This is a genomic window from Amycolatopsis sp. SB7-3 (assembly GCF_041021335.1).
In the GTDB taxonomy this organism is placed as follows: Bacteria; Actinomycetota; Actinomycetes; order Mycobacteriales; family Pseudonocardiaceae; genus Amycolatopsis; species Amycolatopsis japonica.
The window spans coordinates 1,897,860-1,923,763 of the sequence record NZ_JBFPJQ010000001.1; the positions used below are offsets into that span (position 1 = coordinate 1,897,860).

26 protein-coding genes are annotated in these 25,904 nt (G+C 67.5%); 6 read left to right on the top strand and 20 right to left on the bottom strand.

Translation table 11 applies throughout. From position 1 onward, the window contains the following. Window position 1 precedes the first annotated feature (1 nt). Window positions 2-367: a hypothetical protein gene (locus AB8M46_RS09250; protein ID WP_394360070.1), complete on the bottom strand. Its 366-nt coding sequence runs from the start codon at window positions 365-367 to the stop codon at window positions 2-4. Between the two features lie 244 nt (window positions 368-611). Here AB8M46_RS09250 and leuA point away from each other — a divergent pair, with 244 nt between their 5' ends. Continuing rightward, window positions 612-2,369 carry a 2-isopropylmalate synthase gene (gene leuA, locus AB8M46_RS09255; RefSeq protein WP_037334969.1) on the top strand — a complete coding sequence of 586 codons (1,758 nt, stop codon included), beginning with the start codon at window positions 612-614 and terminating at the stop codon, window positions 2,367-2,369. Window positions 2,370-2,435: 66 nt separating this feature from the next. Here the strand turns inward: leuA and AB8M46_RS09260 are convergent, their stop codons facing one another. Beyond that, complete coding sequence (locus AB8M46_RS09260) at window positions 2,436-3,062, bottom strand: peroxiredoxin-like family protein (RefSeq protein ID WP_037334967.1); 627 nt, start codon at window positions 3,060-3,062, stop codon at window positions 2,436-2,438. A gap of 58 nt (window positions 3,063-3,120) precedes the next feature. Here AB8M46_RS09260 and AB8M46_RS09265 point away from each other — a divergent pair, with 58 nt between their 5' ends. Beyond that, window positions 3,121-3,726: a TetR/AcrR family transcriptional regulator gene (locus tag AB8M46_RS09265; protein WP_394360071.1), complete on the top strand. Its 606-nt coding sequence runs from the start codon at window positions 3,121-3,123 to the stop codon at window positions 3,724-3,726. On the opposite strand, the gene AB8M46_RS09270 is transcribed toward AB8M46_RS09265, so the two are convergent. Next, entirely contained in the window at window positions 3,683-4,621 is a 939-nt protein-coding gene (locus tag AB8M46_RS09270; RefSeq protein WP_016337925.1) for a LysR family transcriptional regulator, read from the bottom strand. The genes AB8M46_RS09265 and AB8M46_RS09270 overlap by 44 nt on opposite strands. A gap of 87 nt (window positions 4,622-4,708) precedes the next feature. On the opposite strand from AB8M46_RS09270, the gene AB8M46_RS09275 reads away from it, so the two are divergent. Then, window positions 4,709-5,632: an EamA family transporter gene (locus AB8M46_RS09275; RefSeq protein WP_037334961.1), complete on the top strand. Its 924-nt coding sequence runs from the start codon at window positions 4,709-4,711 to the stop codon at window positions 5,630-5,632. On the opposite strand, the gene erm is transcribed toward AB8M46_RS09275, so the two are convergent. Both erm and AB8M46_RS09285 read right to left on the bottom strand, forming a co-directional pair. Continuing rightward, window positions 5,535-6,269 carry a 23S ribosomal RNA methyltransferase Erm gene (erm, locus tag AB8M46_RS09280; RefSeq protein WP_394360072.1) on the bottom strand — a complete coding sequence of 245 codons (735 nt, stop codon included), beginning with the start codon at window positions 6,267-6,269 and terminating at the stop codon, window positions 5,535-5,537. The genes AB8M46_RS09275 and erm overlap by 98 nt on opposite strands. Before the next feature lie 183 nt (window positions 6,270-6,452). Then, window positions 6,453-7,151: an SDR family oxidoreductase gene (locus AB8M46_RS09285; RefSeq protein WP_394360073.1), complete on the bottom strand. Its 699-nt coding sequence runs from the start codon at window positions 7,149-7,151 to the stop codon at window positions 6,453-6,455. An 87-nt stretch (window positions 7,152-7,238) separates the two neighbouring features. Between AB8M46_RS09285 and AB8M46_RS09290 the strand changes: the two genes are divergently transcribed. Beyond that, window positions 7,239-7,826: a CGNR zinc finger domain-containing protein gene (locus AB8M46_RS09290; protein ID WP_394360074.1), complete on the top strand. Its 588-nt coding sequence runs from the start codon at window positions 7,239-7,241 to the stop codon at window positions 7,824-7,826. Here AB8M46_RS09290 and AB8M46_RS09295 read toward each other — a convergent pair. The 12 genes from AB8M46_RS09295 to AB8M46_RS09350 all read right to left on the bottom strand — a co-directional run bounded on the left by AB8M46_RS09295 (window position 7,795) and on the right by AB8M46_RS09350 (window position 20,881). Further along, the gene (locus AB8M46_RS09295) at window positions 7,795-8,436 is read right to left on the bottom strand and encodes an SDR family oxidoreductase (protein ID WP_037334951.1); all 642 of its coding nucleotides are present in this window, start codon (window positions 8,434-8,436) and stop codon (window positions 7,795-7,797) included. The genes AB8M46_RS09290 and AB8M46_RS09295 overlap by 32 nt on opposite strands. Before the next feature lie 170 nt (window positions 8,437-8,606). Then, the gene (locus tag AB8M46_RS09300; RefSeq protein WP_037334948.1) at window positions 8,607-9,725 is read right to left on the bottom strand and encodes an ABC transporter ATP-binding protein; all 1,119 of its coding nucleotides are present in this window, start codon (window positions 9,723-9,725) and stop codon (window positions 8,607-8,609) included. Next, a complete protein-coding gene (locus AB8M46_RS09305) occupies window positions 9,722-10,717 on the bottom strand; it encodes an ABC transporter ATP-binding protein (protein WP_125733134.1) in 996 nt (331 codons plus the stop codon). Before AB8M46_RS09305 ends, AB8M46_RS09300 begins: the two co-directional genes overlap by 4 nt. Window positions 10,718-10,723: 6 nt before the next feature. Further along, complete coding sequence (locus AB8M46_RS09310) at window positions 10,724-11,659, bottom strand: ABC transporter permease (protein ID WP_037334943.1); 936 nt, start codon at window positions 11,657-11,659, stop codon at window positions 10,724-10,726. Then, the gene (locus AB8M46_RS09315) at window positions 11,656-12,657 is read right to left on the bottom strand and encodes an ABC transporter permease (protein ID WP_037334940.1); all 1,002 of its coding nucleotides are present in this window, start codon (window positions 12,655-12,657) and stop codon (window positions 11,656-11,658) included. The genes AB8M46_RS09310 and AB8M46_RS09315 overlap by 4 nt, the downstream gene beginning before the upstream one ends. An 85-nt stretch (window positions 12,658-12,742) precedes the next feature. Beyond that, window positions 12,743-14,284, bottom strand: coding sequence for an ABC transporter substrate-binding protein (locus AB8M46_RS09320; protein WP_081975726.1), 1,542 nt, complete (start codon window positions 14,282-14,284; stop codon window positions 12,743-12,745). 470 nt (window positions 14,285-14,754) lie between these two features. Further along, the gene (locus AB8M46_RS09325; protein ID WP_394360867.1) at window positions 14,755-15,303 is read right to left on the bottom strand and encodes a uridine kinase; all 549 of its coding nucleotides are present in this window, start codon (window positions 15,301-15,303) and stop codon (window positions 14,755-14,757) included. Then, on the bottom strand, window positions 15,300-15,737 hold the full coding sequence (locus AB8M46_RS09330; RefSeq protein ID WP_394360075.1) for a DUF2304 domain-containing protein: 438 nt from the start codon (window positions 15,735-15,737) through the stop codon (window positions 15,300-15,302). The genes AB8M46_RS09325 and AB8M46_RS09330 overlap by 4 nt, the downstream gene beginning before the upstream one ends. Window positions 15,738-15,749: 12 nt before the next feature. Beyond that, complete coding sequence (locus AB8M46_RS09335; protein ID WP_394360868.1) at window positions 15,750-16,451, bottom strand: glycosyltransferase family 2 protein; 702 nt, start codon at window positions 16,449-16,451, stop codon at window positions 15,750-15,752. A 59-nt stretch (window positions 16,452-16,510) separates the two neighbouring features. Continuing rightward, window positions 16,511-18,490, bottom strand: a complete 1,980-nt coding sequence (locus AB8M46_RS09340) for a DUF6541 family protein (protein ID WP_394360076.1) — start codon at window positions 18,488-18,490, stop codon at window positions 16,511-16,513. An 82-nt stretch (window positions 18,491-18,572) separates the two neighbouring features. After that, window positions 18,573-19,868, bottom strand: a complete 1,296-nt coding sequence (locus tag AB8M46_RS09345) for a lipopolysaccharide biosynthesis protein (RefSeq protein WP_394360077.1) — start codon at window positions 19,866-19,868, stop codon at window positions 18,573-18,575. After that, the gene (locus tag AB8M46_RS09350) at window positions 19,865-20,881 is read right to left on the bottom strand and encodes a glycosyltransferase family 2 protein (RefSeq protein ID WP_394360869.1); all 1,017 of its coding nucleotides are present in this window, start codon (window positions 20,879-20,881) and stop codon (window positions 19,865-19,867) included. Before AB8M46_RS09350 ends, AB8M46_RS09345 begins: the two co-directional genes overlap by 4 nt. Window positions 20,882-20,942: 61 nt before the next feature. Between AB8M46_RS09350 and AB8M46_RS09355 the strand changes: the two genes are divergently transcribed. Further along, window positions 20,943-22,055, top strand: coding sequence for a UDP-N-acetylglucosamine 2-epimerase (locus AB8M46_RS09355; RefSeq protein WP_037334923.1), 1,113 nt, complete (start codon window positions 20,943-20,945; stop codon window positions 22,053-22,055). A gap of 758 nt (window positions 22,056-22,813) precedes the next feature. Here the strand turns inward: AB8M46_RS09355 and AB8M46_RS09360 are convergent. From AB8M46_RS09360 to AB8M46_RS09370, 3 genes are all read right to left on the bottom strand, one after another. Continuing rightward, window positions 22,814-23,734 carry a PIG-L family deacetylase gene (locus AB8M46_RS09360; RefSeq protein WP_394360078.1) on the bottom strand — a complete coding sequence of 307 codons (921 nt, stop codon included), beginning with the start codon at window positions 23,732-23,734 and terminating at the stop codon, window positions 22,814-22,816. A 106-nt stretch (window positions 23,735-23,840) separates the two neighbouring features. Continuing rightward, window positions 23,841-24,437: a recombination mediator RecR gene (recR, locus tag AB8M46_RS09365; protein ID WP_005166260.1), complete on the bottom strand. Its 597-nt coding sequence runs from the start codon at window positions 24,435-24,437 to the stop codon at window positions 23,841-23,843. Window position 24,438: 1 nt separating this feature from the next. Then, window positions 24,439-24,795 carry a YbaB/EbfC family nucleoid-associated protein gene (locus AB8M46_RS09370; protein WP_007035126.1) on the bottom strand — a complete coding sequence of 119 codons (357 nt, stop codon included), beginning with the start codon at window positions 24,793-24,795 and terminating at the stop codon, window positions 24,439-24,441. Window positions 24,796-24,884: 89 nt separating this feature from the next. Here AB8M46_RS09370 and AB8M46_RS09375 point away from each other — a divergent pair, with 89 nt between their 5' ends. Then, complete coding sequence (locus AB8M46_RS09375) at window positions 24,885-25,733, top strand: N-acetylmuramoyl-L-alanine amidase (protein ID WP_394360870.1); 849 nt, start codon at window positions 24,885-24,887, stop codon at window positions 25,731-25,733. The last annotated feature ends 171 nt before the right edge of the window (window positions 25,734-25,904 follow it).

Sequence of the window (25,904 nt, forward strand, 5' to 3'; positions counted from 1 at the left end):
GCTAAGCGGAACCGCCCACACGCCGGATGATCTTCGCGAGGATCCCGGTGACGACCATCCAGAAGATCGCGGCGATGCCGTAGTTGATCAGCACGCGCAGCTTGGCGTCTTCGGGCATGAAGAGATCCTTGAAGCCCAGCAGCAGCCCGTCGGCCCAGCCGCGGACGAAGGACACGATGCCGTTGTCCGGGTTCGCCTCGCCGATCACGAAGACGACGTGCAGCACGAGGATGGCCGCGAAGATCAGGCCGACCCCGCGGACGACGCTCGCCAGGATCCCGGCCGCGCGGCTGCCGCCCGCTCGCCAGTCGACCTTGCGCCTGGTCGCCTGATCAGCGGTTTCCTTCTCTTCTGCGTGCTCGCCCATGCCGGGCAGTGTGGCACGTCGCCTGGTCCGATTGCTACCCGCGAGTAACCCGAATGGGCGCCACTGTGGTCACGGTTCGATCGCGGCCCGGGTTTCCCTTCGGGAGATCGCGCGGTTAAGGTGGCGTCGTGGCTCGAGCTCTCCTGCTTCGCTGCCGCGACGGGGCCTGATCGGACCGGCTCCCCGTCGCGGGGCTTCGTGGTGCCGGTCGTCGCACCCGATTCTTCAGGAGAACCGTCCCCTCATGAGTATTCGCAAGCCCACCCGTCCTGCGCCTTCCGAGCAGGCTTCGTGGAACACCCAGCGCGGCACTTCGATGCCCGTACACCGCTATCGCCCCTGGTACGACCTGGTCGAGGACATCTCGCTGCCCGACCGCACCTGGCCGGACAAGCGGATCGAGCGCGCGCCGCTGTGGTGCGCCGTCGACCTGCGTGACGGCAACCAGGCCCTGATCGACCCGATGTCGCCCGCGCGGAAGCGCAAGTTCTTCGACCTGCTGGTCCGCATGGGCTACAAGGAGATCGAGGTCGGTTTCCCGGCGGCGTCGCAGACGGACTTCGACTTCGTCCGCGAGATCATCGACGAGGGCGCCATCCCGGACGACGTCAGCATCCAGGTGCTGACCCAGTGCCGCCCGGAGCTGATCGAGCGCACCTTCAAGGCGCTCGAAGGCGCGCCGCGCGCGATCGTCCACATCTACAACTCGACCTCGATCCTGCAGCGTCGCGTCGTGTTCCGCGAAGAGCGCATCGGCATCACGAAGATCGCTTCGCAGGCCGCTGAGCTGGTCGTCGACTACGCGGCGAAGCAGCCGGACACCGACTTCCGCTTCCAGTACTCGCCGGAGTCCTACACCGGCACCGAGCTGTCGTACGCGCTCGAGGTCTGCAACACCATCACGGAGATCTGGCAGCCGACGCCGGAGAAACCGGTGATCCTGAACCTGCCCGCGACCGTCGAAATGGCGTCGCCGAACGTCTACGCCGACTCGATCGAGTGGATGCACCGCAACCTGGACCGCCGCGACTCGGTGATCCTGTCGCTGCACCCGCACAACGACCGCGGCACCGGTATCGCCGCCGCCGAACTGGGCTTCCAGGCCGGCGCGGACCGGATCGAAGGCTGCCTGTTCGGCAACGGCGAGCGCACCGGCAACGTCGACCTCGTCGCGCTGGGCATGAACCTGTACAGCCAGGGCGTCGACCCGCAGATCGACTTCTCCGACATGGACGAGATCAAGCGGACCGTCGAGTACTGCAACCAGCTGCCGGTGCACGAACGCAGCCCGTGGGCGGGCGATCTGGTGTTCACCGCGTTCTCCGGCAGCCACCAGGACGCGATCAACAAGGGCCTCGACGCGCTGAAGGCCGCCGCCGACAAGGTCGGGACGCCGGTCGACGAGCACCCGTGGGAGGTCCCGTACCTGCCGATCGACCCGAAGGACATCGGCCGCAACTACGAGGCCGTGATCCGGGTGAACTCGCAGTCCGGCAAGGGCGGCGTCGCCTACATCATGAAGGCCGAGCACCAACTCGACCTGCCGCGGCGCCTGCAGATCGAGTTCTCGAAGGTCGTCCAGCGCCACACCGACACCGAGGGCGGCGAGGTCGACCCGGCCACGATGTGGAACGCGTTCTCGGCCGAGTACCTGGAGCTGAAGACGCCGCTGGAGCTGGTGCGCCAGCACGTCCGGGACAACGGCGACGGTGAGTACGACATCACCGCGACCGTGCGGGTCGAAGGCGACGAGCACGAGGTCACCGGGCGCGGGAACGGCCCGATCGCGGCGTTCTTCGACGCGCTGTCGACCGTCGGGTTCGACCTGCGGCTGCTGGACTACAGCGAGCACACGCTCTCGCCGGGCGACGACGCGCGGGCGGCGTCGTACATCGAGTGCGCGATCTCCGACCGGGTGTACTGGGGCATCGGGATCGACCCGTCGATCGTGACCGCTTCGCTGCGGGCCGTCGTGTCGGCCGTGAACCGCGCTAACCGGTAAAACCGCTTTGCGCGTGAAGGCCTCCTTCCCTCGGCTGAGCCGAGGGAAGGAGGCCTTCACGCGCTTCTACAGGGCTTTCACCGCGGCCAGGACGTCGGCCGGGTCGGTGCGCGTGGTGTAGTCCGGGTGCACGTCGATGTACCGGATGACGCCTTCGCCGTCCACGACCAGGACGGTCGGATACGGCAGCTCCCATTCCGCCGCCCCGTTGATCTTCTCGACGTCGCCGATGAGCGTGTCGAACGCCGGTTTCGTCTCCGGGGCCAGCCGGAACGTGATGCCGAGCGCGCGCCCGAGCTCGTTGTCCACATCGGACAGGACGGCGAACTCCAGATCCTTTGTGGACAGTGAGCCGTCCGGCAGCTGCGGGCTGACCGCGACCAGCTTCACGCCCAGTTTCTCCAGCTCCGGCACCAGCTCCTGCTGATACGTGCGCAGCGCGAGGTTGCAGTACGGACACCACGCGCCGCGATAGAACACCACGACCGCGGGCCCGTCCGCGACCCGCACCCGATCGCCACCGGCGTCCGGCAGCGCGAGATCCGGCATCGGCGTCCCCGGTTTCGCGGCCGCCTCGGCGACCACCCCGACGAACGTCGCGCGGTCGGCCTTGAGCACCTCGGCGACCTCCGCCGGAACATGGCTCGCGACGGATTCCCGCAGCTCGGCGAGTTCGGTGTTGAGATCCCCCACGGTCGGCTCCTTCGGTTGTACTGATCGGTACAGTGACGCCGACTGTACTATTCGGTACATGAGCGGTCAACCGGCGAAGACCCCGCAGGGGCGGATGACGAGGGACGCCATCGTCGACGCGGCGGCGGAGCTGATGTACGTCCACGGCGTCGCCGGGACGAGCGTCGACAAGGTGCTCGCGGCCAGCGGGGCCGGGAAATCGCAGATGTACCACTACTTCAAGAACAAGGATCAGCTCGTCGAAGCGGTCATCACCCGCTTCCTCGAAAACATCCTCGGCAACCAGCCGACCATCTTCGAGCTGCACGACTGGGCCGATTTCGACCAGTGGGCCAGGGAGATCCTGGCCATCCAAACCACGCCCAAAGGGCCGATCGCCTGTCCGCTGGGCAATCTCACCGGCGAACTCGGGGACGACCCCAAAATGGCGCCGCTGCTGGACAAGGCTTACCGCGAATGGGAATCGCATCTCCAGCGCGGCCTGGAATCGTTGCGGGAACAGGGAAAACTGGTCGAAGGCGCAGACCCGGGGAGGCTCGCGCAGGCCGCGCTGACCTGTGTGCAGGGTGGCCTGCTGATGGCCCACCTGCGCCACGACGTCACGCCGATCGCCGACGCGCTCAAGATCGCCTTGGACCACCTGAAGAGTCACGCTCGCCCGTGAGCGCGCCGACCTCGTCGGCGAGCGCGTCGAGCACCTTCGCCACCGCGGGCCGCGAGGACGCACCGAGCCGGTAGACCGCCTCCACGTGCCGGGCCGCCTTGATCCCGGCGAGCGGACGGCAGACCAGACCGCTGCCGCGCCGGGTGTCCATTGTGTACCGGGGAAGGAGCGCGATCCCGTGCCCGGCGGCGACGAGCCGTTCGGTGATGCGGAAGTCGTTGATGCGCTGGACCACCTGCGGTCGCACGCCGGTGCGGATGATCAGCGACTGGAGGATGTCGTCCACCGGGAAGCCGGCGTTGACGCTGATCCAGCGTTCGTCGGCCAGTTCGGCGAGTTCGATGCGGCGGCGCTTCGCGAGCCGATGCCCGGCGGGGAGCGCGACATCGAGCGGTTCCCGCAGCAGATGCCGGGTCTCCAGCCGGTCCGAGCCGAGCGACGGCGCGTGCTCGTCCCGGTGCGCCACCACGATGTCGTAATCCGCGACGAGCCCGGGGACCTCCGGCGGGGTCATGTCGACGTCGCGCACGATGACGTCCAGGCCGTCGAACTCCGCCGTCCGGTGCAGCAGCCCAGGCAACAGCATCAGCCCGGCGGACTGGAAGATCGCCACCCGGACCCGGCCGCGCGGGGCGCTGCGATAAGTGTCCAATTCGGACTCCGCCCGCTCCAGCGCGGCGAGTACGTCGTCCGCGCGGGCGACCAGCGCGCGGCCCGCGTCGGTCAGCCGCAGGCCGCGTCCGGCCGGTTCCGTCAGCGCGAGACCGACGTCACCCTGCAAGGCGCGCAGCTGCTGGGAGACCGCGGACGGCGTGCAGTGCAACGCTTTCGCGGCCGCCGTCACGCTGCCGCGATCGGCGAACTCCCGCAGGGTCCGCAACCGGCCGATGTCCATAGCGTCAGCATATGTGAAGCCGAACTGAACGATCGCTGCAAATATTCTCGCTGGTCCTAAAGGGTCGTTCCACGTAAGAGTGAAGACATGCCCGCCCGCGATCGTCTGCTCGCCCTGTTCGTCGCCGTCCTCTGGGGCTGCAACTTCCTCGCCATCCACGCCACCCTCGGCCAGTTCCCGCCCGTCTTCGCCGGCGGGCTGCGCTTCGCGGTCATCGCGATCCCGACGATCCTGTTCGTCCCGTGGCCGAAGGTGAAGATCCGCCACCTGCTCGGCTACGGGCTGGGCTTCGGCACCGGGCAGTTCGTGTTCCTCTTCATCGCGATGGACACCGGTATGCCGACCGGTCTCGCGTCGCTCGTGCTGCAGGCGTCGGCCCCGTTCACCGTGCTGCTCGGCGCCGTCTTCCTGCGCGAACGCGTGTCCGGACGGCAACTCGCCGGGATCCTGCTCGCCGTCGCCGGGATGGCGACGATCGCCTGGCAGCAGGCCGGGAACGCCGCCCTGCTGCCGGTGATCCTGACCCTGCTCGGCGCGCTGAGCTGGGCGTTCGGCAACCTCAGCACCCGGCAGGCGGCACCGGACAACCCGCTGAATTTCGTCCTCTGGATGTCCGTGGTGCCGCCGCTGCCGATGTTCGCGCTGTCGCTGGTCATGGAGGGCCCCGCCGAGATCGGGCACTCACTGAGCACGCTCGGCACGACGACCGGGCTGATCGGGCTCGGCGGCCTCGCCTACGTCGTGCTGTTCGGCACGATCGTCGGCTCCGGGATCTGGACGTCGCTGATGCGCCGCAACCCGGCGGGCGTGGTCGCGCCGTTCTCCCTGCTGGTTCCGGTGGTCGGGCTGTCGATGGCGTTCCTGGTCCTCGACGAGCGGCCTTCGCCGGTGGAGATCGTCGCGGCGGCCGTCGTCATCGGCGGCGTCCTGTTCGGTTCGACGAAACGCCGCGTGCGCGAGCCGGATTTCCTCGCCGAAGCCGAAACGCCTCAGCCCACTGGCGTGCGGTGAGCCGTTTGGGCACGACGTCCCGGCCGGGCCTGGTGAACACCTGCCGCACGAAGTCCTGGTAGCGCGCACGATCCGCGTCGCCGACGAGCGGACGCTCACGCCGGGTCATGGTGAGCAGACCGCCGTCGACGCCCGGCCTGGGGCGGAACGCCTCCGCAGGCACCCGGCCCGCCAGCCGGAAGTCGAACCACGGCCACCACTGCGCGGTCATCATGGTCGCGCCACCGACCCCGGCCCGGCGGCGCGCCACCTCCCACTGCATGAGCAGGACGGCGTCCGTCCACCCGGGAGCGGCGAGGACGTGGCGCAGGGTCGCGGTGGTCAGGTGGAACGGCAGGTTCCCCACCAGCACATGGGGTGTCTTCGGCAACGGGAACCGCAGGAAGTCCGCGGTGACGATCTTCGTCGTCGGCTGGACGCGGCCCGCCAGCCGGGCGGTGCGGCGGTCGTCGATCTCGACGCCGGTCAGCGGCCTGCCGAGCCGTTCCAGCGGCAGGGTCAGGGCGCCGTCGCCCGTGCCGAATTCGATGATCGGCCCGGTCGTGCCGTCGACGAGCTTCACGACGGTTTCGATGATGTTCCGGTCGATGAGGAAGTTCTGGCCGAGTTCATGACGGCCAGGACGCTGTGTGCGCAAGGGATCTCCGCGGCTTCGAGGTGAGCCGGGCAGCACGAGGCTCGCCCGGCGATGACTCGCTCGGGCGGCGGTTCCTTGCCGAAAGCCGGGAATCCGCCGCTAGGCGCGGCGGATCCGGGTGAACGCGGGGGCACACATGGCGGCGAAGCTACCTCGGACCGGCGACCTCCCGCCAACGGTTTTCTAGGCGCCGATCCGGCTGGTGCCGAGATGCTCGACCGGACCGGACAGCGCGGCCTTGACCCGGCGGGTGAGGTCGTCGGTGAGCACCTCGGTCTCGCCCTTTTCCAAGCCGTCGACGACCTGGCGGGCGACATCGCGAGGGTCGTTCTTGGGGATGTCGAGGCCCTGGGTCATGTCGGTGTCGGTGTAGCCGAGGTGCACGCCGACCACCTGGGTGCCCTGCTCGGCGAACTCGATGCGGAGCGAATTGGTGAGCGACCAGAACGCCGCCTTCGAGGCGCCGTAGGACCCCGAGCCCGCCGCCCACGACAGGACCGAGTGCACGTTGACCAGCGCACCACCGTCCTTGAGCTGCGGCGCAAACGCTTGCGCGACGCGCAGCGCACCGAAGACGTTCGTCTCGAAGACCGGACGGTGCGCGTCGACGCCGTCGCCCAACAGCGAGCCGAGCCCGAGGACGCCGGCGTTGTTGAAGACGATCGTCACGTCGCCCGCCTTCTCGGCCAGCGCGCGGACGGATTCCGGGTCGGTGACGTCGAGCGGAAGCGGGACGATCCGCGGATCGGTCTCCTCGCGCGGCGACCTGGCGGTCGCGTAGACCTTGGCGGCGCCGCGGTCGAGCAGTTCGGCGACGAACGCCTTGCCGAGCCCGCGCTGCCCGCCGGTGACCAGGACGACGGCGCCTTCGATGGAGGTCATGACTTGCTCCCTTGACAGAAGTGTTCGGCTTTTGCCTCTGTCGTCAGGATGGCGACGCGACTCGACAGAGTCAAGTACGCTTGACCTATGTCATGGACCGCGACGGACCGGTACCGGTTACGCACCGCCCCCTCGGGGCTGGCGCTCGTTCAGGACTTCCTCAACACCAAGGCGATCAAGACCTACGGCCTCGACCTGCTGAGCGACGCCGACCTGGCACGGCCTTGGGCCGCCGAGGCGCTGGCGGAATGGTCGCGAGCCCGGGACTCCGAGGCACCCGACATCTCGCTCGGTCCGGGCGACCTTCGCGCTCTTCGCGACCTTCGCGCGTCGTTCGTTTCGCTCGTGGACGGTGACGAAACGGACCTCGGCAAGCCGGTCAAGGCCGATCTCGACCTGCGTGACGGCGTCGTCCGGCTGTTCCCCTCCGGCACCGGGCGGCAGTGGCTCGCTTCGGCGCTGTGGACGGAGACGCTGCTCGCGCAGCAGGCCGGGATCTGGTCGCGGCTGAAACTGTGCCGGCTCGACGGCTGCCGTTCGGCCTTCTACGACGTCTCGCGCAACAACAGCGGCGTCTGGCACGACGTGCGCACCTGCGGGAACGTCGCGAACCTGCGGGCCGCGCGGGAGCGGAAGAAGGCGCTCAGCCCAACGACGCCAGCGCCGACGGAATAGGGATCTCCCCGCCGATGACGTCGAAACCCTGATTCTCGGCGAGCGGCTCTTCCAGCGTCGCGACCAGGACGGCCGCGACGTCGGCGCGGGAAACACGGCCCGGTTCGAGGTGACCGGCGATCTTGACGTGGCCGGTGGGCTGGTCGTCGGTGAGCGTGCCGGGCCGGACGATCGTCCAGTTCAGGCTCGAACGGCGCAGGACACTGTCGGAGATCTGCTTCGCCATCAGGATCGACCGCACCAGGCGATCACCCTGATCCGGCGAATCCGCGAACTGCGCGGAAAGCTGCACGAACCGCGCGACGCCCGCCTTCTCCGCCGCGCGGATCGCGGTGATCACGCCGTCGCGGTCGACGAGGTCGACCGAGGCCTGATCCGGATCGGGCGCGCCGATCGCGCTGATCACCACTTCGGATCCGGCGAGCGCCTCGACGAGGTCGTCCGCGTCGGCGGTGACGTCCGCGACCACGGTTTCGGCGCCGAGCCCAGCGACCTGCTCGGCGCGGCGGCGGCTGCGCAGGCCCGCCCGCACCTGATGTCCCCGCCCCCGCAGGAGCCGGACCACGTGGATCCCCGTCCGCCCCGACGCTCCCAGCACTGTGACCCGCATGACACCGAGTCTGCCTGATGGCCGTACTCCCCGCATTTAGTCCTCTGAATGCGGACGGCTTCGCGCCCTCGCCGACTGCACGCATTCAGAGGACTAAATGCGGGGAGCGCGTGAAGGCCCCCTTCCCTCGGCTGAGCCGAGGGAAGGGGGCCTTCACGCGCGTTTCGGGACTAGAGGATCTCCGCCGCCGAGCCGACGTCCGGCAGTCCGCCGACGTCCGGGTTCAGCTCCCCGGCCTCGACGAGTTCCGCCTTGACCTCGTGCGGTTTGATCCGCCCGTCGCGGATGTCCTCCGCGTAGTGGCACGCGACCCGGTGCCCGGTGCCGATCTCCCGCAGCTGCGGGCGGTCGGTGTCGCACAGGCTCTGCTGCTTCCACGGGCACCGCGTGTGGAACCGGCAGCCGGACGGCGGCCGCGCCGGCGAGGGCAGGTCACCGGCGAGCAGGATCTGCTCACGGGTGTCCTCCACCGTCGGGTCCGGCACGGGAATCGCCGACAGCAGCGCCCGCGTGTACGGGTGCAGCGGGTTCTCGTACAGCGTGTCCGCGTCGGCCTCTTCGACCAGCGAGCCGAGGTACATCACGCCGATGCGGTCGGAGATGTGGCGCACCACCGCGAGGTCGTGCGCGATCACCAGGTACGTCAGCCCGAGCTTCTCCTGCAGATCCTCCAGGAGGTTGACCACCTGTGCCTGCACCGAGACGTCCAGCGCGGACACCGGTTCGTCGGCGACGATCAGGTCCGGCTCGACCGCCAGTGCCCGCGCGATGCCGATGCGCTGACGCTGACCGCCCGAGAACTCGTGCGGGTACTTCCGCAGCGCGGACTCGGGAAGTCCCACGGCGGCAAGGAGTTCGCGCAGCCGCTTGGCCGTCGCCTCCTTGTCCTTGTCGAGGCCGTGCGCCTTCATCCCTTCGGTCAGGATGGATTCGACCGACTGCCGAGGGTCCAAAGAGGACATCGGGTCCTGGAACACCATCTGCATCCGGCGGCGGGCCTTGCGCAGTTCCTCGCCCTTGAGCCCGGCCACGTCGGTGCCGTCGAAGACGACCTTGCCGTCGGTCAGCTCGGTCAGCCGGAGGATCGCCCTGCCCAAAGTGGACTTCCCGCAGCCGGATTCCCCGACCAGGCCGTAGGTCTCACCCCGGCGGATGGCCAGATCGACGCCGTCGACGGCGAACACGTGCCCGACCGTGCGGTCGACCACGATGCCGCGTTTGATCGGGAAGTGCACCTTGAGATCGTCGACCTCCAGGAGCACGTCCTGCGGCGGTACCGTGTGGGTCATCGGGCCCCTCCTCGTGCGGCCACGGCCGGGATCACCGGGTTGTGGCAGCGCAGCAGCCCGTTGCGATCCGGGGTCAGCTGCGGTGAAACCTCCCGGCACACGCCGAGAGCGTTCGGGCAGCGGGGCGCGAACGCGCAGCCGCCGTCCCACGGGATGTTGTCGGCGACGGATCCCTTGATGGGGATCAGTTTCTCGCCACGGCCCGCGTCGAGACGCGGGATCGAGGCGAGCAGGCCGTGCGTGTAGGGATGCCGCGGCTCGGCGAACAACGCGTGCCGCTCCGCCCGCTCGACGATCTTGCCGCCGTAGAGCACGTTGACCTGGTCGCAGAGACCGGCGACCACACCGAGGTCGTGCGTGATCATGATCAACGCGGTCCCGGTGTCCTGCACCAGTTCCCGCAGCAGCGCGAGGATCTGCGCCTGGATCGTCACGTCGAGCGCGGTGGTCGGCTCGTCGGCGATGAGCAGCCGCGGACGGCACGCCAGCGCGATCGCGATCAGCGCGCGCTGCCGCATCCCGCCGGAAAGCTGGTGCGGGTACTCGGAAAGCCGCCGGGTCGGGTCGGGGATGCCGACCTTGTCCAGCAGTTCCGCCGCCTCCACCGACGCCGCCTTGCGCGCCATCCCGCGATGCCGCTCCAGCACCTCGGTGATCTGCAGCCCGATCGGGATGACCGGGTTCAGCGAGGACAGCGGGTCCTGGAACACCATGCCGAGGTCGCGCCCCCGGCGGTCCCGCATTTCCTTGTCCGACAGGCGAAGCAGATCCGTGCCTTCGAACGACACGGAACCGCTGACCTGGTTGCCGCGCTTCGCGAGCAGCCGCATGATCGCCAGCGAGGTCACGGACTTGCCGCAACCGGACTCACCGACGAGACCGACCGTCTGGCCGGGTTCGACATCGAAACTGACCTCGTCCACCGCGGTGAACGGCTTCTCGCCTCGTCGCTGGAAAACGACCTTGAGGTCACGTACTTCAAGGAGAGCCATGAAAGATCACCGCCTGTTCTTCGGATCGAGGGCTTCCCGCAAGGACTCGCCGAGCAGGGTGAACCCGAGCGCGACGATGATGATCGCGATGGCCGGGTAGTACGCCAGCTCGGGACGGATGTCGAGGAACTGCCGAGCGCTGCGGCTCAGCATGATGCCCCATTCCGCCCGGTTCGGGTCCGGGTCGCCGAGACCGAGGAACGACAGCGCCGCCGCCTCGAGGATCGCGGTGGCCAGGGTCAGCGTGGCCTGCACGATGACCGGGCCGAGCGAGTTGGGCAGCATGTGCCGCAACACGATCGCCCCGCGTTTGACGCCGAGCGACGTCGCCGCGAGCACATGGTCGCTGTTTCTCTGCGCGAGCATCGAACCGCGCAGCAACCGCGCGAAGATCGGCACGCCGACCATCGACACGGCCACGATCACGGTCCACTGGCTCGGCTTCTGGAACAGCGCGGCGACCGAGATCGCCAGCAACAGCGACGGCACGGACAGCATGACGTCGACGAGGCGCATCAGCACCGTGTCGACCCAGCCGCCGAAGGCACCGGCGAGACCGCCGATGATCATGCCGACCACGACGCCGATGACCGTCGCGAGCACACCGACCAGCAGCGTGTTCTGCGCGCCGACCAGCAGCCGCGAAAGGTAGTCGCGACCGAAGTCGTCGACGCCCAGCGGGAAACCGGCCTGTGCGCCGGGGATGATGCCCTGGCCGAGGATGACCTCGCTCTGCAGGTACCGCTCGTACGGGTCCTTCGGCGCGATGAACGGCGCCAGGATCGCCAGCAGCAGGAACAGCAGGGTGATCACGCCACCGGTGATCGCGACCGGGCTCCGCAGCATGCGGCGGACCGCCTCGCCACCGAGGCTGTGCCCCTTCGCCGACGTCGCGGCGAGCTTGTCGATCGGTTCCTTCTTCTTGTTCAGCAATGTGTTCATCGGACACGCACCCTCGGGTCGATGAGCCCGTACGAGATGTCGACCAGCGTGTTCACCAGCACGTAGACCAGCGCGCCGAACAGCAGCAGCGCCTGCAGACGCGGGTAGTCACGCCGTTCGATGCCCTCGGCGAGCAGGAAGCCCAGGCCGCGGAAGTTGAACACGCGCTCGGTCAGCACGGCGCCACCGAGCAGCGCGCCGGTCTGCAGGCCGATGACGGTGACCACCGGCAGGAGCCCGTTGCGGAGCACGTGACGACGCCGGACGATCGGCTGGGTCAGGCCCTTCGAGTTGGCCGTGCGGATGAAGTCCTCGTTCAGCACGTCCAGCACCGACGCGCGGGTGATCCGGACGATCACCGCGAGCGGGATGGTGGCGAGCGCGAACGCGGGAAGGATCAGGTGGGTGATCGCGTCCCAGGCGGCGTCCCATTCCTGGGTGATGATGCCGTCGAAGACCGCGAAGCCGGTGACGGTGGTGGCGTCGAGACCCGCCATCTGACGGCCCTGCGACGGAAGTCCGAGCGGAGCGGCCAGCGCGTCCTGCATCATGTAGCCGAGGAAGAACACCGGCACCGCGACCCCGACCAGCGAGAGCACGATGATGATGTTGTCGACGGCACCGCCGCGGAAGCGGGCGGACAGATAGCCGAACGGGATGCCGAGCCCCACCGCGATGAGCATCGCGCAGAAGCCGAGCTCGAGGGTGGCGGGGAGGAAGTTCCCGATCTCCGACATGACCGGCTGGGCGGAGACCAGCGAGTTGCCGAAATCGCCGGTGATCGCCCGGCCGAGGAACTTGAAGTACTGGACGAAGATCGGATCGTCGAGGCCGAGAAGCTTGTTCAGGTCGGCGATCTTCTCCGGGGTCGCCTTGTCACCCAGGAGGGCGCCGGCGGGGCCACCGGGCAAGGACCGGAGCCAGGCGAAGATCAAAATGGACAGGATCAAGAGCGTCGGTATCGCTTGTAGCAGCCGACGCACGAGAAAACGGAGCACGTGCGTTCCTTTGTTGCCAGCCCGGGATGGACTTCAGGGGGTGGGCGCGGTAGCACCCACCCCCTGAGCCACTAGTGGTGGAGGATCAGTTGACCGTGACGGTGTAGAAGCGCTCGTCGGTCAGCGGGCTGGCCACCAGACCCTTCACCTTCGGGCCGACGACGATCGCCGGGGGGCCGTAGGAGATCGGGATGGCGGGCAGGTACTCCATGATCTTCTGGTTCACTTCCTGGTACGCCTTGGTGTGCGCCTCACCGGCGGGCGCGGCGTCCGCGGCCGAGATGGCCGAGAAGAGCTCCGGGTTGTTGAAGCCGAACTCCGGCTTCTCGCGACCGAAGAAGGTGCCGACGAAGTTACCGGCGTCGTTGTAGTCACCGGTCCAGCCGAGCAGGTGCACGTCCTGCTTGCCCGCCTTCTGGACGTCGTCCTTGTAGCCACCGTTCCACGGCTTGGCGATCGGCTCGACCTTGATGCCCATGGCCTTCATGTCCTCGGACAGCGAGGTGAAGATGTCCGCCGGGTTCGGCATGTACGGCCGGGTGACCTCGGTCGGGTAGTAGAACTTCAGGGTCATGCCCTCGGCACCGGCTTCCTTCAGCAGGTCTTTCGCCTTCTGAAGGTTGTAGTCGTACTTGGTGACGTTCTCGTTGTAGCCGTCGATCGCCTTCGGCACGAACTGGGTCGCGGTCTCGGCACCCTCGGGGAGCTTCGACTTCACGAACTGGGCGCGGTTGAGGCCGTAGGCCAGCGCCTGGCGGACCTTGAGGTCCTTCAGCTTCGGGTTGTTCTTCTGGTTGATGCCCAGGTACAGGATGTTGAACGACGGGCGGATGAGCACCTGCTCGCCGTCGTTGCGCAGCAGGCCGTAGTCCGCGGGCGACGGGTAGTCGTAGCCCTGGATGTCGCCGGCCTTGAGCGCCTGCTTGCGGGCGTTCTCGTCCGGGATGACCTTGAAGACCAGCTTGTCGAGCTTGGCCGTCTGGGTCGGCGAGTCGGTGGCCTTGGAGAGCGTGATCTCACCCTTGGCCTGGTCCCAGCTCTCGAACTTGAACGGGCCGGTGCCGGTCGGGTGCTTCAGCGCGTACTCGGGGTACTGGAACGAGTCACCGCTCTGGGTGACCTGGTCCGCGTTGTACTTCTTCAGCGCGTCCGGGCTCTGGATCGAGAACGACGGCAGCGTGAAGGCGGCCGGGAAGGCACCCTTGGCCTTGTTCAGGTTCAGGACGGCGGTCGACTCGTCCTTGACCTGGCAGTCCTTGAACACCGGGGCGCCGGAGGCGTCACCCTCGTTCTTGGCGAAGCCCTCGAAGACGTCGCCGTAGTAGATCATCTGGCTCTGGGCGGCGGCGCCCTTCATGTTGAACATGCGGTTGAAGTTGAAGCAGACCGCTTCGGCGTTGAACGGGGTGCCGTCGTGGAACTTCACGCCCTTCTTCAGGCTGAAGGTCCAGGTCTTGCCGTCGTTGCTGCCTTCCCACTTCTCCGCCAGGCCGGGCTCGAGGTCCGCGGTCCCCGGCTTGTTCATGATCAGGGTGTCCATCATCTGGCGGATGATGCGGAAGGTCTCACCGTCGTCGTTGAAGAGCGGGTCGAAAGTCTTCGGGTTACCGGCGGCGCCGAAGACCATGGTGCCTCCCGAGCCACCCCCTGCGCCTTCTTCACGCTTCGATTCGGCACAGGCGGAAATGGAGACCGCGAGTGCGCCGGCAAGCCCGATCAGGGCCACACGGCGTGCTCGGGTCACCCGCAGTTGCTGCATCTGGCACCCCTTGAGGAGATTTTCGGTGTTTAGGCACCGTCCGGTCGGTCGGTAACTCGAACTCCACGGACGATCGGTGTGCCCGCCGACACTAGCGGGAACTCAGCCCGCACTTAAGCACGCGAGGTTACGATCGCGCTACACGACGGCCAATACGACCGCAAAGTGTCCGCAATTCCGGACGGAGTGTAATCAATTCCCGACCACTAACGCGCAGAGTGCCGGGTCACTGACTCAAATGGGTGTCCACCACTACAACCAATGGGTGCCGGAGGAACAGGACATCGGCAGGACATTGGGTCCCGTCTCGTGAGTGCTAAGGACGGTTAGAACCGTCCTCACCACTCACGACAGGTGACCACACGATCCGCCGCGGCCCTGGTCCCGTCGACGGCGAACCACCCGCGCTCGAACAGCTGCCAGCGCCGCAGTTCCGCCCTGGATCCCTCGCCGTCCCGCGCGGCGGCGCGGTCGAGACGTTCGGCCTCGCTGCCGCCATCGAGCCAGGTCAGCAGGGACAACGAAGGCCGCATCCGCGCGCGCCCACTGGACACGCCTTCCAGCACCAGGACCTCGGGGACCGGGATCTCGACCTCTTCACCCGGCAGTGGGACGCCAGTGGACCAGTCCACCCGCCGGTAGCGGCCGGGCCTGCCCGCGCGCAGCGGTTCCAGCACGCCGGACTCCAGCCGCGGCCACCACGAAACGGGTTCGTCCCAGGTGGCGAACTCGTCGGTGCTCACCAGCGCCACCCGGGCACCGCGACCGGCGAGTTCGGCCACGATCTTCCCGGCCAGCGTGGACTTCCCGGAGCCGGAAGGACCGTCGACGGCGAGCACGCGGACGGCGCCCAACCTCGGCGGGGCGGCGAAAAGGGCGTCGATCAGCGTGCGCGCGCGGGGCTCACTTCGGGGAGCCCTTTGACGTTGTCGGGCGTGGCCGTCCGTGCTTCGAGCGCGGCGACGCGTTCTTCCAGGTCACGCTGGGCGTCGGCGAGCTCGCAACGGAGCAGCGCGATCTCCTCGACGGAGGTCCGAACCTCTTCTTCGAGGTGACCGACCTCGGTCGACAGATGCAACGCGACCAGTGCCAGCACGACACCGGCCAAGAGGAATACGAAGTTCGACGGCGTCTGCATACCGGTTATCCGCGCCAGGAAGTCGGCTGCCTGCGGAACTAGCGCAAGCACGACCACTCCGACAGCGACGACGAGCCAAACACCCGCGTACTTTTCCCGCAGTTTCCGCCGCCGCATCATCTCGAGGACGACGAACAGCACCAGACAGGCGACGACGATGCTGAGAATGCGCCAGCCAGCCACAATCAGCTCCTTTTACGCCGAATCCGACGAGTCGACGGCGGGGCGGCGGCGCACCAGCGCCAGCAGCAGGGCGAGTCCGGCGCGGCCGAGGTAGACGGCCGATTTCACCGGCGAATGGCTCGGTGTGCCACCGGCCCGTTCCCGCATGATCACCGGGATTTCCTTGATCTTCAGTTCGGCGCGGATCGCCATCACCAGCGATTCGACCGTGTCGCCGAGGTATTCGGCCGGGTAGTACGCGGCGAACAGTTTGATCGCGCGCGGGCCCATCGCCTTGAACCCGGAGGTCACGTCGGTGAGCTTGGTCTTCCCGAGCCGGGAGAAAACGACCGAGAGCACGACCATCGCGTATTTCCGCGGGCCGCTGGCCTTGTACGAACCCTTGCCGGCGAACCGCGAACCGATCGCGATGTCGGCGTCGTCGAGCGCGTCCAGCAGGGCGCCGACCTCGTCCGGATCGTGCTGGCCGTCCGCGTCCACCTGCACGACGACGTCGTAGCCGCGGGCGGCCGCGTACCGGAAGCCGGTGCGCATCGCCCCGCCGACGCCGAGGTTCACCGACAGGCGGGCCACCTCCGCGCCCGCCGCGCGGGCGAGCTTGGCCGTGTCGTCGGACGAGCCGTCGTCGACCACCAGCACGTCCATGCCCGGCAAGGACTGCTTGACCTGGGAAATGACCGCGCCGACACTGGCCTGCTCGTTCAAAGCAGGCATCACGATGAGTACGCGGCGGGTGGTCACGGACGTACTGGACACTGGATCACTCTATCTTCTTACTGGCCGTGAGCGGTGTCGGACCCGGCGGGGGCGCCCACGGCGACCACACCTTGCTGACCTTCGATTTCGTAAACCGACGCGTCGAGGTTGTGGAAGACGCGCTTGAAACCCGGAGTGATGTCGAGCCGCTGAAGACCTACTGCGGACTGCGCGTTGGGGGCCACCTTACCCTTGCCGACCAGCACGTAGCGGACCTTGAGATCGGTGAGCGCCTCGCGCACGCGCGGCTCGCGGTTGATGTCGTTGAGGAACACGCTCAGCCAGCCCGCCTTGGTGGTGAACTCGGCGCCGTAGTAGTTCCACTCGACCGGCTGGACCCCAGCTAACGCGTACATCCACACCGAGCCGTCGGCCTTGTCGTTCATCACGCGCTCGCCCGGCACGACGTGCTTTCCGAGCCAGGCGTAGGCCTCTTCCTCGCCCTTGCTGACCGAAGGGCCGTCCTCTCCGTAGTTCATCGCGAGCCGCGCAGAATTGCGGCCGATGTAGCCACCCCTGCTCAGCACGGTGACCACCAGCCCGACCACCAGCGCACCAGCGATGGCCGCGGTGACCGGGTTCAAATTCGGTTTGCGTTCGCCGAGCTTCTCGGCGAACTTTCCCGAAGCGGTGTGCACGAACTCGCCGAACGCGACAGCACCGGCCAGCGGGACGAGCGCGCCGAGCCGCCAGTGGTCGTTGTAGAACGGCCCGGTCAGGGTATGGATGAGCGGGGTCTCCAGCGAGATCGTCGCGGCGAACAGGCCTCCGAGCACCACATACGCGCCGACCATCCAGAGCATCCGGCGGTGCTTGACCAGGAGGAACACGCCGATGATCGCCGGGATGCCGATCCACCACTGCGGGAACGACGCCATCGGCGAGAACGTGATCGTCTGCCCGAGCGCGCCGGACACGCTGGTCTCCGAGGCCCAGAACGCGCTCGTCACACCGCCGGCGTTGTAGAGCGCGGGAAGGACCTGCGGCACGCCGAGCACGACCGCCATCACGATCGTCGCGATCAGCGAGGCGGCGCTGCGGCGCCAGCCGATCTTCTCGAAGCGGAACAGCACCGCGAGCAAGATCAGCAGGAAGTAGACCATGATCACGAAGATCAGGCTGGTGTGCAGGCCGGCCAGCCCGGCGACGCCGACGCCGATCGCGAGCGGTCCGGCGACGCCGTTCGGCTTGAGCAGCAGGCGGGCGAGCGCGAGCATCGCGGGGACGAGCGCCACACCGGCGACGTACGGCCACAGCGGACCGCGCCACAGCGAGTCGTACGGGAACGCGGTGAACCAGGTGGACACGGCCGCCGCGGCCGCGGTCGCGAGGACCGGCATCCGCCAGGCGCGGCACATCGCCGCGACACCGACCGGGACGGTCAGCACGACCATGAGCGCCGCCAGGTTCAGCGTCGGCATCATCGTCAGGCCGCCCTTGCCGAAGACCAGGGCGAGCAGCGCGTGGTAGGTGTCCGGGTAGAAGTAGTCGGTCTGGTTCGGCAGGTTCGCGATGGTGCCGACGGTCGACGCGCGCGCGTCACCGTGTTCGGCGATCCAGCGCACGAGGTTGCCGTGGAAGGGGGCGTCCCAGCCCTGCTGGACGTTCTCCAGGCTGTGCGAGCCGCGCAGGAAGGTCACCGTGCCGACGCCGAGACCGACCAGGACACCGGCACCGATCAGCAGGTGGTCACGCAGGGAACGCTTCGAATCGTCGTCGTCTTCGTCCTCGGCCCAGTCCGGGTGACGCTTCGCGGTGAAGCGGAGCACGAGGAAAGACAGCGCGAAACCGACGACGGACAGCAGGAGCACCCAAAGGCCGACGTTCAGCATCGTCCAGCGGATGCCGAAGCGGCCGAGGATCGGGATGCCGATGGCGACGAGGCCGAAGGTCAGCAGCGGGGCCGCGGCGGCGAGGGTCCAGCCGCGCAACCGGATGGCGGCACCGAAGACGAGCCCCGGCAGCCAGAACGCCAGCAAGACCAAAAGAACGTTCATCGAATTCGCTGTCCAACCCTATTCGGCGTCAAGACGCCACCCGCTCGCGGCGCGCGATGGCGCGGCCACACTACCGGGACGTTTAAGATGCCTCGTCGTTGCCTTCGACGCCAGTGCTGCTGAGCACGAAACTGATGACGACAACCAGCCCGATGGCCGGGCCGAGGGACAACCCGACGACTGCCCGGAACACGGTGTCGCCGGGGAGGAGCAGCAGGACCAACGCGGTGGAAATGACCACGGCCGCCCACGTGACCAGTACCTTGCCCGCCTTTGCCCGTGCCACGAGTACCGCCGCCAGCAGCTGTATGGCGCCGATCAGCACAGAAGACCAGACCAGCCCGGCTACCCACCATGCCTCGGGGTTCTTGTCCGCGCCGTAGACCAACCCGACCGCCCACGGGCCGATCAGGTAACCGACCAGCGCGCCCAGGGCCGCCAGCGCCAAGGCTCCGACCGAACCGGCGGCGAGCAGTCGCCGCAGGCGATGCTTACCGTCCTCGGTGGCGGAGAGCCTGACCACGGTCGGCACGGCGATCGCCTGCACCGGCGAGAGCAGCATGAGCGGGGTCCTGGCCACGAACAAGGTCAGGAAGAGCACCCCCAGCCGGGCGTCGTTTCCGGCCGGGGCGAGCAAGCTGACCATCGCTGGATAGCCGGTGATTACGCTGGCGGTCAGCCCCGCGCCCATAAGCAACATCAGCATATTGGCGACCTGCGGTTTCGCCGGTTCGTCGCGATCGAGCCGATGATCTACCAGACGAGCCGCGCCACGGGCGAACAGCAGCCACGCGAACGAACCGGTTGCGGCGGCCACCGCGAACCAGAAGAGCTGGGTCAGCCCGGCGACGACCAGAGCACCTACGACGATGACCCGCACGGAGGCTTCGGCCAGGAGCAGCCACGAGTAGGACCGAACCTGGTTGTACCCGATGAGCAGGCCGCGCGCGGCGAACTGGAAGACGAACGAGAGCCCGCCAGCGAGCACGATGACCGCGAAGGAGAAACGGCCGCCGTACACCCGGTCCGTGACCGGGGGCAAGAGCGTGAACGACGCGACGGCGGTGATCGCCACAACGCTCGTGACGAACACGATCAACGCGGGACGCCCGACTTTGCGGCCGTTCAGGGCGGCATGTGCGGACTGACGCGAGATCTCCTGTTCCAAGGGCGAGACCGCTGCGCCCAGTCCCATCAGGACTCCCCAGAACGACAGCAGGACCTTGTTGTCGCCCGGCGGTAACGTCCGACCCCAGACCACCGTCAGCACATACCCGAGCGCGATCCCGATCAGCATGCAGACACCGATCCGCCCGGCGGACTTACCGGTGTCTTTGGCCAGGCCGTCGGTTCCACCGGTCACGGTCTCACTGCTCATTTGCGCAGCCGTGCCCGTAATGCAAAGAACAAGCCGCGGAGCACGCCGATGCCGAATCCAGTCGCAAACACCGGCGCCAGTTTGGCTACCGCCTTCGCTTCCGCGGTGGTCGCTCCGAATCGGGTCACCGCGACACCCGCCACGGCCGACCCGGTGGCGACCAGCGCCGCAGCCGACTTCGGGTGCTTCGCGGCGACACCGAGGCCAGCGGTTCCCACAGCCAGGGCGACGAAGAGACCATTACGAGCGGGACCAGGGGTGGCAAGGTACGAGTCGACGAAGGTCGTACCACGGAAGTAGGACTGCGAGACGAACTTCTTGAAAGAGTCCCGACCGTGATAGGTCGCCGAAAACTCCGGGGCGAGGAAGATGCGGTGACGTTCGGCGATCCCGCGCAGGAGACCCGTATCGTCACTCGCGAATCGCACATCGTCGAAGAGCGATACGAACGCGTCGGCCGAGTCCTCAAGGACATCCTTCGGCGCAGAGAAGAATGTGGTCCCTTTCGGGAAGACGTCGAACTCCTCGATACCGAACGACATCAACCGTGGGTTCGCGCAATAACGGCGCCACGGGATCTTGACCAGCCCGGCGATGAATCCCGCATACGGGTTGTGTTCGGACGCGACGTTGATGTGACCGTTCCACACCGTGCGCTCTGGGTGATCCATGATCTGATCTCGGAGGAACGTGAGCGAACGGGTGTCCACGATCACACGGCTGTCGAGCAGGAGGATCTGCCGGCCCGACGCCTTCGCGACCCCCGCCCGGCGCGCCTCGAACCGACCGCTGTTCGGCTGGGTGATGACAGTGATCCCGTACAGTTTCTGCAGCTTGGCGAGCTTGTCGCCGGTGCCGTCGGTGCTTCCGTCGTCGACCACGACAACCTCGACCGGCCAGTTCGCCGCCTGTGCCGACGCGATCAGCGCGCCGACACTGCGATCGATCCAGTCCTGCTCGTTGTAGACCGGGATCACGACGGACAGGGCCGGGAGGAGCGAATTCGCACTCACCCCGGCGAGGCTACCTTGCGCGGCCCACCAGTATCCTTCGGGCACCGCAGACCCCGACAGAATGGCTCTTCCGGTGATTTCCTTCATTCTCGGCACCACGGCGGAACTGATCAAAATCGCGCCGGTCTACCACGGCATCCTCGAACGCGGGGTCCGGCCGAAGATCTGGTTCACCGCCCAGCACGTTGACGAGGTCTCGGACGTTCTCGCCGACCTGGACCTCCCCGAGCCCGACGTCTGGCTCGTGCCGAAGGAGAAGGCGCACAACCTGGAGTCGCCCGCGCAGGTGCCGGGCTGGGCCGCGCAGGTGCTGCGGACCGCGTGGGGCCGCCGGGCCGAACTGAAGGCCGCGCTGGTCGAGGACGGGCGTCCGCCGCTGGTGCTGGTGCACGGCGACACCTTCACCACGCCGTACGGCTCGCTCATCGGGAAGCGGATCCTCAAGTCGCGGGTCGGGCACGTCGAGGCGGGTGCGCGGTCGGGCAGCATCATGTCGCCGCTGCCGGAGGAGCTGAACCGGAAGATCGCCGCGAAGATCGTCGACATGCACTTCGCGCCCAGCGCGCGTGAGGTGAACAACCTCCGCAACGCCCGCGGCGTCGTCGTCGACACCGAGGCGAACACCGCGATCGACGCGATGCGGATGGCCATCAACGGGCCGCTCGACGTCGAGGGCCTGCCGGAGAAGTTCGGTCTCGCCACCCTGCACCGCTTCGAACTGGTCTCGCGCGCGGACAAGTACCGCGAGGCGCTGGAGATCCTGCGCGAGCAGAGCAAGCAGATGCCGATCCTCTACATGGCGGGCGCGCCCGAGCGCGAGAAGATCCGCGCGCTCGGCCTGGCGAACCTGTTCGACGAGAAGAACTTCATCATCCAGCCGAAGATGCGGTACCTGAAGTTCCTGCCGCTGGTCGCGCGGGCCGAGTACGTCGTCACCGACTCGGGCGGCCTTTCGGCCGAGTGCTACTACCTCGGCCTGCCGTGCGCCGTGCACCGCGAGCGCACCGAGACGCCGCAGCACCTCGGCGAGACCGTCGTGCTGACCGAGATGCGCGGGGACAAGCTGCAGAACTTCCTCGACACCTACCAGAACCGCCGCGGCGAGTCGTGGGTCGACAAGTTCCACCCGTCGGAGATCATCGTCGACACGCTGGCGCGGCTGGGCTACTGCTGAATTTAGCCGACCCACTGATCAAACCTGCATGCCGACTACCGCCGTTGGGATACTTTCCCATCCCCTCCGCGATGGCGGTGATCGCGTCCTTGTGCGGAATCCGCCAAGTGCACTAAGGGCCACACGAGACACTGATCGGGTGATCTCGCGAGTCAGGGTTCAGTGTGGTTTCAGCCTTTGGGCCGGCGGAGGCACAGCGAGACAAAATGCCAGTGCCGCCCGGGGCGGAATAACCCGTAATCTACTCGCGGCGCTCTCCTGACAGCGAACGGCGCTGGGCGGGCTAGCGACCGGCTGGAAGTCAGCGCCTTCTTCACCGAACAAGCGGGTTATCGGACCGGCCCGAGCGGCTGCACCATCGACACTCGGAGTGCACCCGGCCGACAGCGGAAGACGACGAAGTCTCAGACCTCCGAGACCGAACGGAGACCGTCGCCGACGGGCGAGACATCCATGACTGGCGGCTCACCTGTGACCAGCGGGCCCGTCCGCCGAGTTCGTCGAGTGCTCGGCCTGGTCCTGTACGTGCCTGGCTCGTTGGAGCCGAGCACCCCGCCGGTCTCGACGAACGTGCCGAGGGCTGCCGGGCGCTGTCTACATGTAAAGCGCCTGCCGATAATGTTCGACGAAGCTGGCGAAATACAAAGTCCGGCCAGTCTGCTTAGCAGCGAAGGGCATATGTGCGTGCTCACCAACGGGAAAGTGCCGAAGGTGGCAGGGGCCACCTCCCGAACGGAGATGACCCCTGCGGAACACTACTAGCATTTGTTGAAGTCGCCCGGCGGAACCCATGGCGTGCCCGGCCAGAAGATACGACCTTTCGGCCGGTACTGCTTTCCCATCACGTTGTCCCAGGTGGTGGGCCCCATCTGGTGGTCAAAAGGCTTGTACCGGTTCCAGATCTGCTGCTTGCGGTCCCGCCAGTAACCGCCCACATTGTCAGGGTAATCAGTGATGATATAGCCCTGATATTCGTCTCTGCGAATCCGCGTGTTGCCCGCCCCATCGACGTCCGCGTCGGCGGCGAGAATCGCACCGGCTACGTGGTCGACGTTGTCCGCCACACCATCGCCCCGGCGTTCGCGGTGGCCGACGGTGCTTTGCGTCCTTAGATAGTCGGGTCGGACGTAGTCGATGATCGACCTCAGCATGCCGACGAACGTGTCCTTGGTGTACGCCGGTCGATAATCGATCGGCCGCGCTACATAGGAGTCGTCATGCAGCATTCGGTACAGATCACCGCAATTGTCCTCTGGTCCGGCGGCGGCGTGGATGTAGGTGAACACCAGGTGCACGTTCGTCCCGTTGAGGTGGTTGACGGCGACGGGGTGGCCACCGAACCACATTTGCTCGTACGTCCAAGTATTCGGCACCCCCGCCGACTCCGCGTAAGCAGCGCGTTCTCCTTGGACCCGTGTGTCGGCATAGTCCATACCGCACGGATGGTGGCTTTCACAGGGCAGTTCACCTGCCGTGAGGTAGGTGACCCAGACGTTATAACCGGCTTGGACATCTGAGGCGATGTCCGGATTCATGAAAAGCAGGTCGTCGTCTGGGTGGGCAGAAAAACTTAATGTCGTGGTGTTGGCAACCGCGGACACGGCCGGCGCGTGCGTTGCGGCGAGCGTCGCAACGATCAGCGCGAGAGCGACAACAGACCGCACTATTCGTGCTCGCATAGCGTCATTCCTTCGGTTCATCGGTTATGGCCCCAGGCCCCCGGTGCGAGAGTGGGCGGTCACAACCTTGATCGTGACCGCCCACTCTCGTGTTTCATTCGTCACGCTAGAGAGCACGCCGTCCCGAGAGCGCACGGCCCAGCGTCAGCTCGTCCGCGAACTCCAGGTCACCGCCCATCGGCAACCCCGACGCCAGCCGCGTCACGGTCAGCCCGGGGAAGTCGCGAAGCATCCGCACGAGATACGTCGCGGTCGCCTCGCCTTCGGTGTTCGGGTCGGTCGCGATGATGATCTCGCTGATCTCCGCGCCACCGATCCGCGCGAGCAGTTCACGCATGCGCAACTGCTCGGGTCCGATCCCGGACAACGGGTCCAGCGCGCCGCCGAGCACGTGATAGCGGCCCTTGAACTCACGCGTCCGCTCGACCGCGAGGACGTCCTTCGGCTCCTCGACCACGCAGATGACCGTGAGGTCGCGGCGGGTGTCGCGGCAGATCCGGCAGGTCTCCTGCTCCGAGACGTTGCCGCAGACCTCGCAGAACTGCACGCCTTCCTTGACCTTGCCGAGTACTTCCTGCAAGCGCGCGATATCCGCGGGATCGGCGGCCAGCAGGTGGAAGGCGATCCGCTGCGCGCTCTTGGGACCGACGCCGGGCAGCCGCCCGAGCTCGTCGATCAGATCCTGGACGACACCCTCGTACAAGCTAGCCGCCGAGCCCGGGGAAGCCGCCGAGGTCCGGCATCCCGCCGCCGAGGCCGCCGGCGAGCGGGCCGAGCTTCTGCTCGGTGAGCTTCTGCGCGTTGGCCGATGCGTCGCGGACGGCCGCGACGACCAGGTCGGACAGGGTCTCGACGTCGTCGGGGTCGACCACCTTGGGGTCGATGGACAGCGACTTGAGCTGGCTGTCGCCGGACACGGTCGCGGTGACCAGGCCGCCGCCGGAAGTGCCGGTCACCTCCGTGTTGGCCAGCTCTTCCTGGGCCTCGACCAGCTTCTGCTGCATCTGCTGTGCCTGCTGCATGATCTGCGACAGGTCGAAGCCGCCACCGGGTTGCACCATGATCCGATCGGTCCTCTCCTGGAAAATCCCGTGCCGCCTACCAGCCTAGCCGCCACCCGTGTGGCACCGTGGGCGCCGTGCGACGACGGATGGGCCTGGTGCTGGCAATCGGATTGACGCTGTTCACGGCGTGCGGGGTGGACACCCCCGCGTCTTCGCCGTCGAGTCCGCCGCCGCCCGGCACCACCACGGTGTTCACCACCCTTCCGCGACCGAGCTCCACGACGAGCGCTCCGCCATCGAGCGCGCCTCAGCCGCCGCCGAGCAGCCAGCAGCCGCCGAAAACCGGCAAGGTCGTCGTGCTGGATCCCGGGCACAACGGCGGCAACGCAGGCAAGCCCGGCGAGATCAACAAGCAGGTCCCGGCGGGACGCGGCAAGACGAAACCGTGCAACACCACCGGAACCTCGACGAATTCCGGCTACACCGAGCACGCGTTCACCTGGGACGTCTCGCAGCGGATCTCGCAGGCGTTGGTGGCCAAGGGAATCCGCGTCATCCTCACCCGGCAGAACGACACCGGCGTCGGGCCGTGCGTCAACGAACGCGCCGCGATCGGGAACGACGCCGGGGCGGACGCGGTCGTCTCGATCCACGCGGACGGCTCGAATTCCGCCGGGGCGCACGGTTTCCACGTCGCCTACTCGGCGCCGCCGCTGAACGCCCAGCAGGGCGAGCCGTCGATGAGGCTCGCGACCGCGTTGCGGGACGGCCTCCGCACGGGCGGCTTCCCGACCTCGACGTACCTCGGTGCGAACGGGCTCGCCCCGCGCGCCGACCTCGGCGGGCTCAACCTCTCGACCCGTCCCGCCGCGCTCGTCGAATGCGGGAACATGCGCAACGCCGCCGAGGCCGCCGCGATGGCGAGCGAAGAGGGACGGCAGCAGTACGCGGCCGTCATCGCGAAGGCGATCGAGGACTACCTCGCGGCGTCGTGATGGAGTCGGCGGTGCGAGCGGGCTCGCCACCGGGGCCTGACCTGCCTCTCAGACTGTCCAAAAGGGACACTTTTCGAGGTTAAGACGTCCGATGCGGGCACTTTGCGCAGTATTCCCCTGGGGTCGTGCATCACGACATCAATCGGGCACCCGGACTGGTGGCACTCCTCG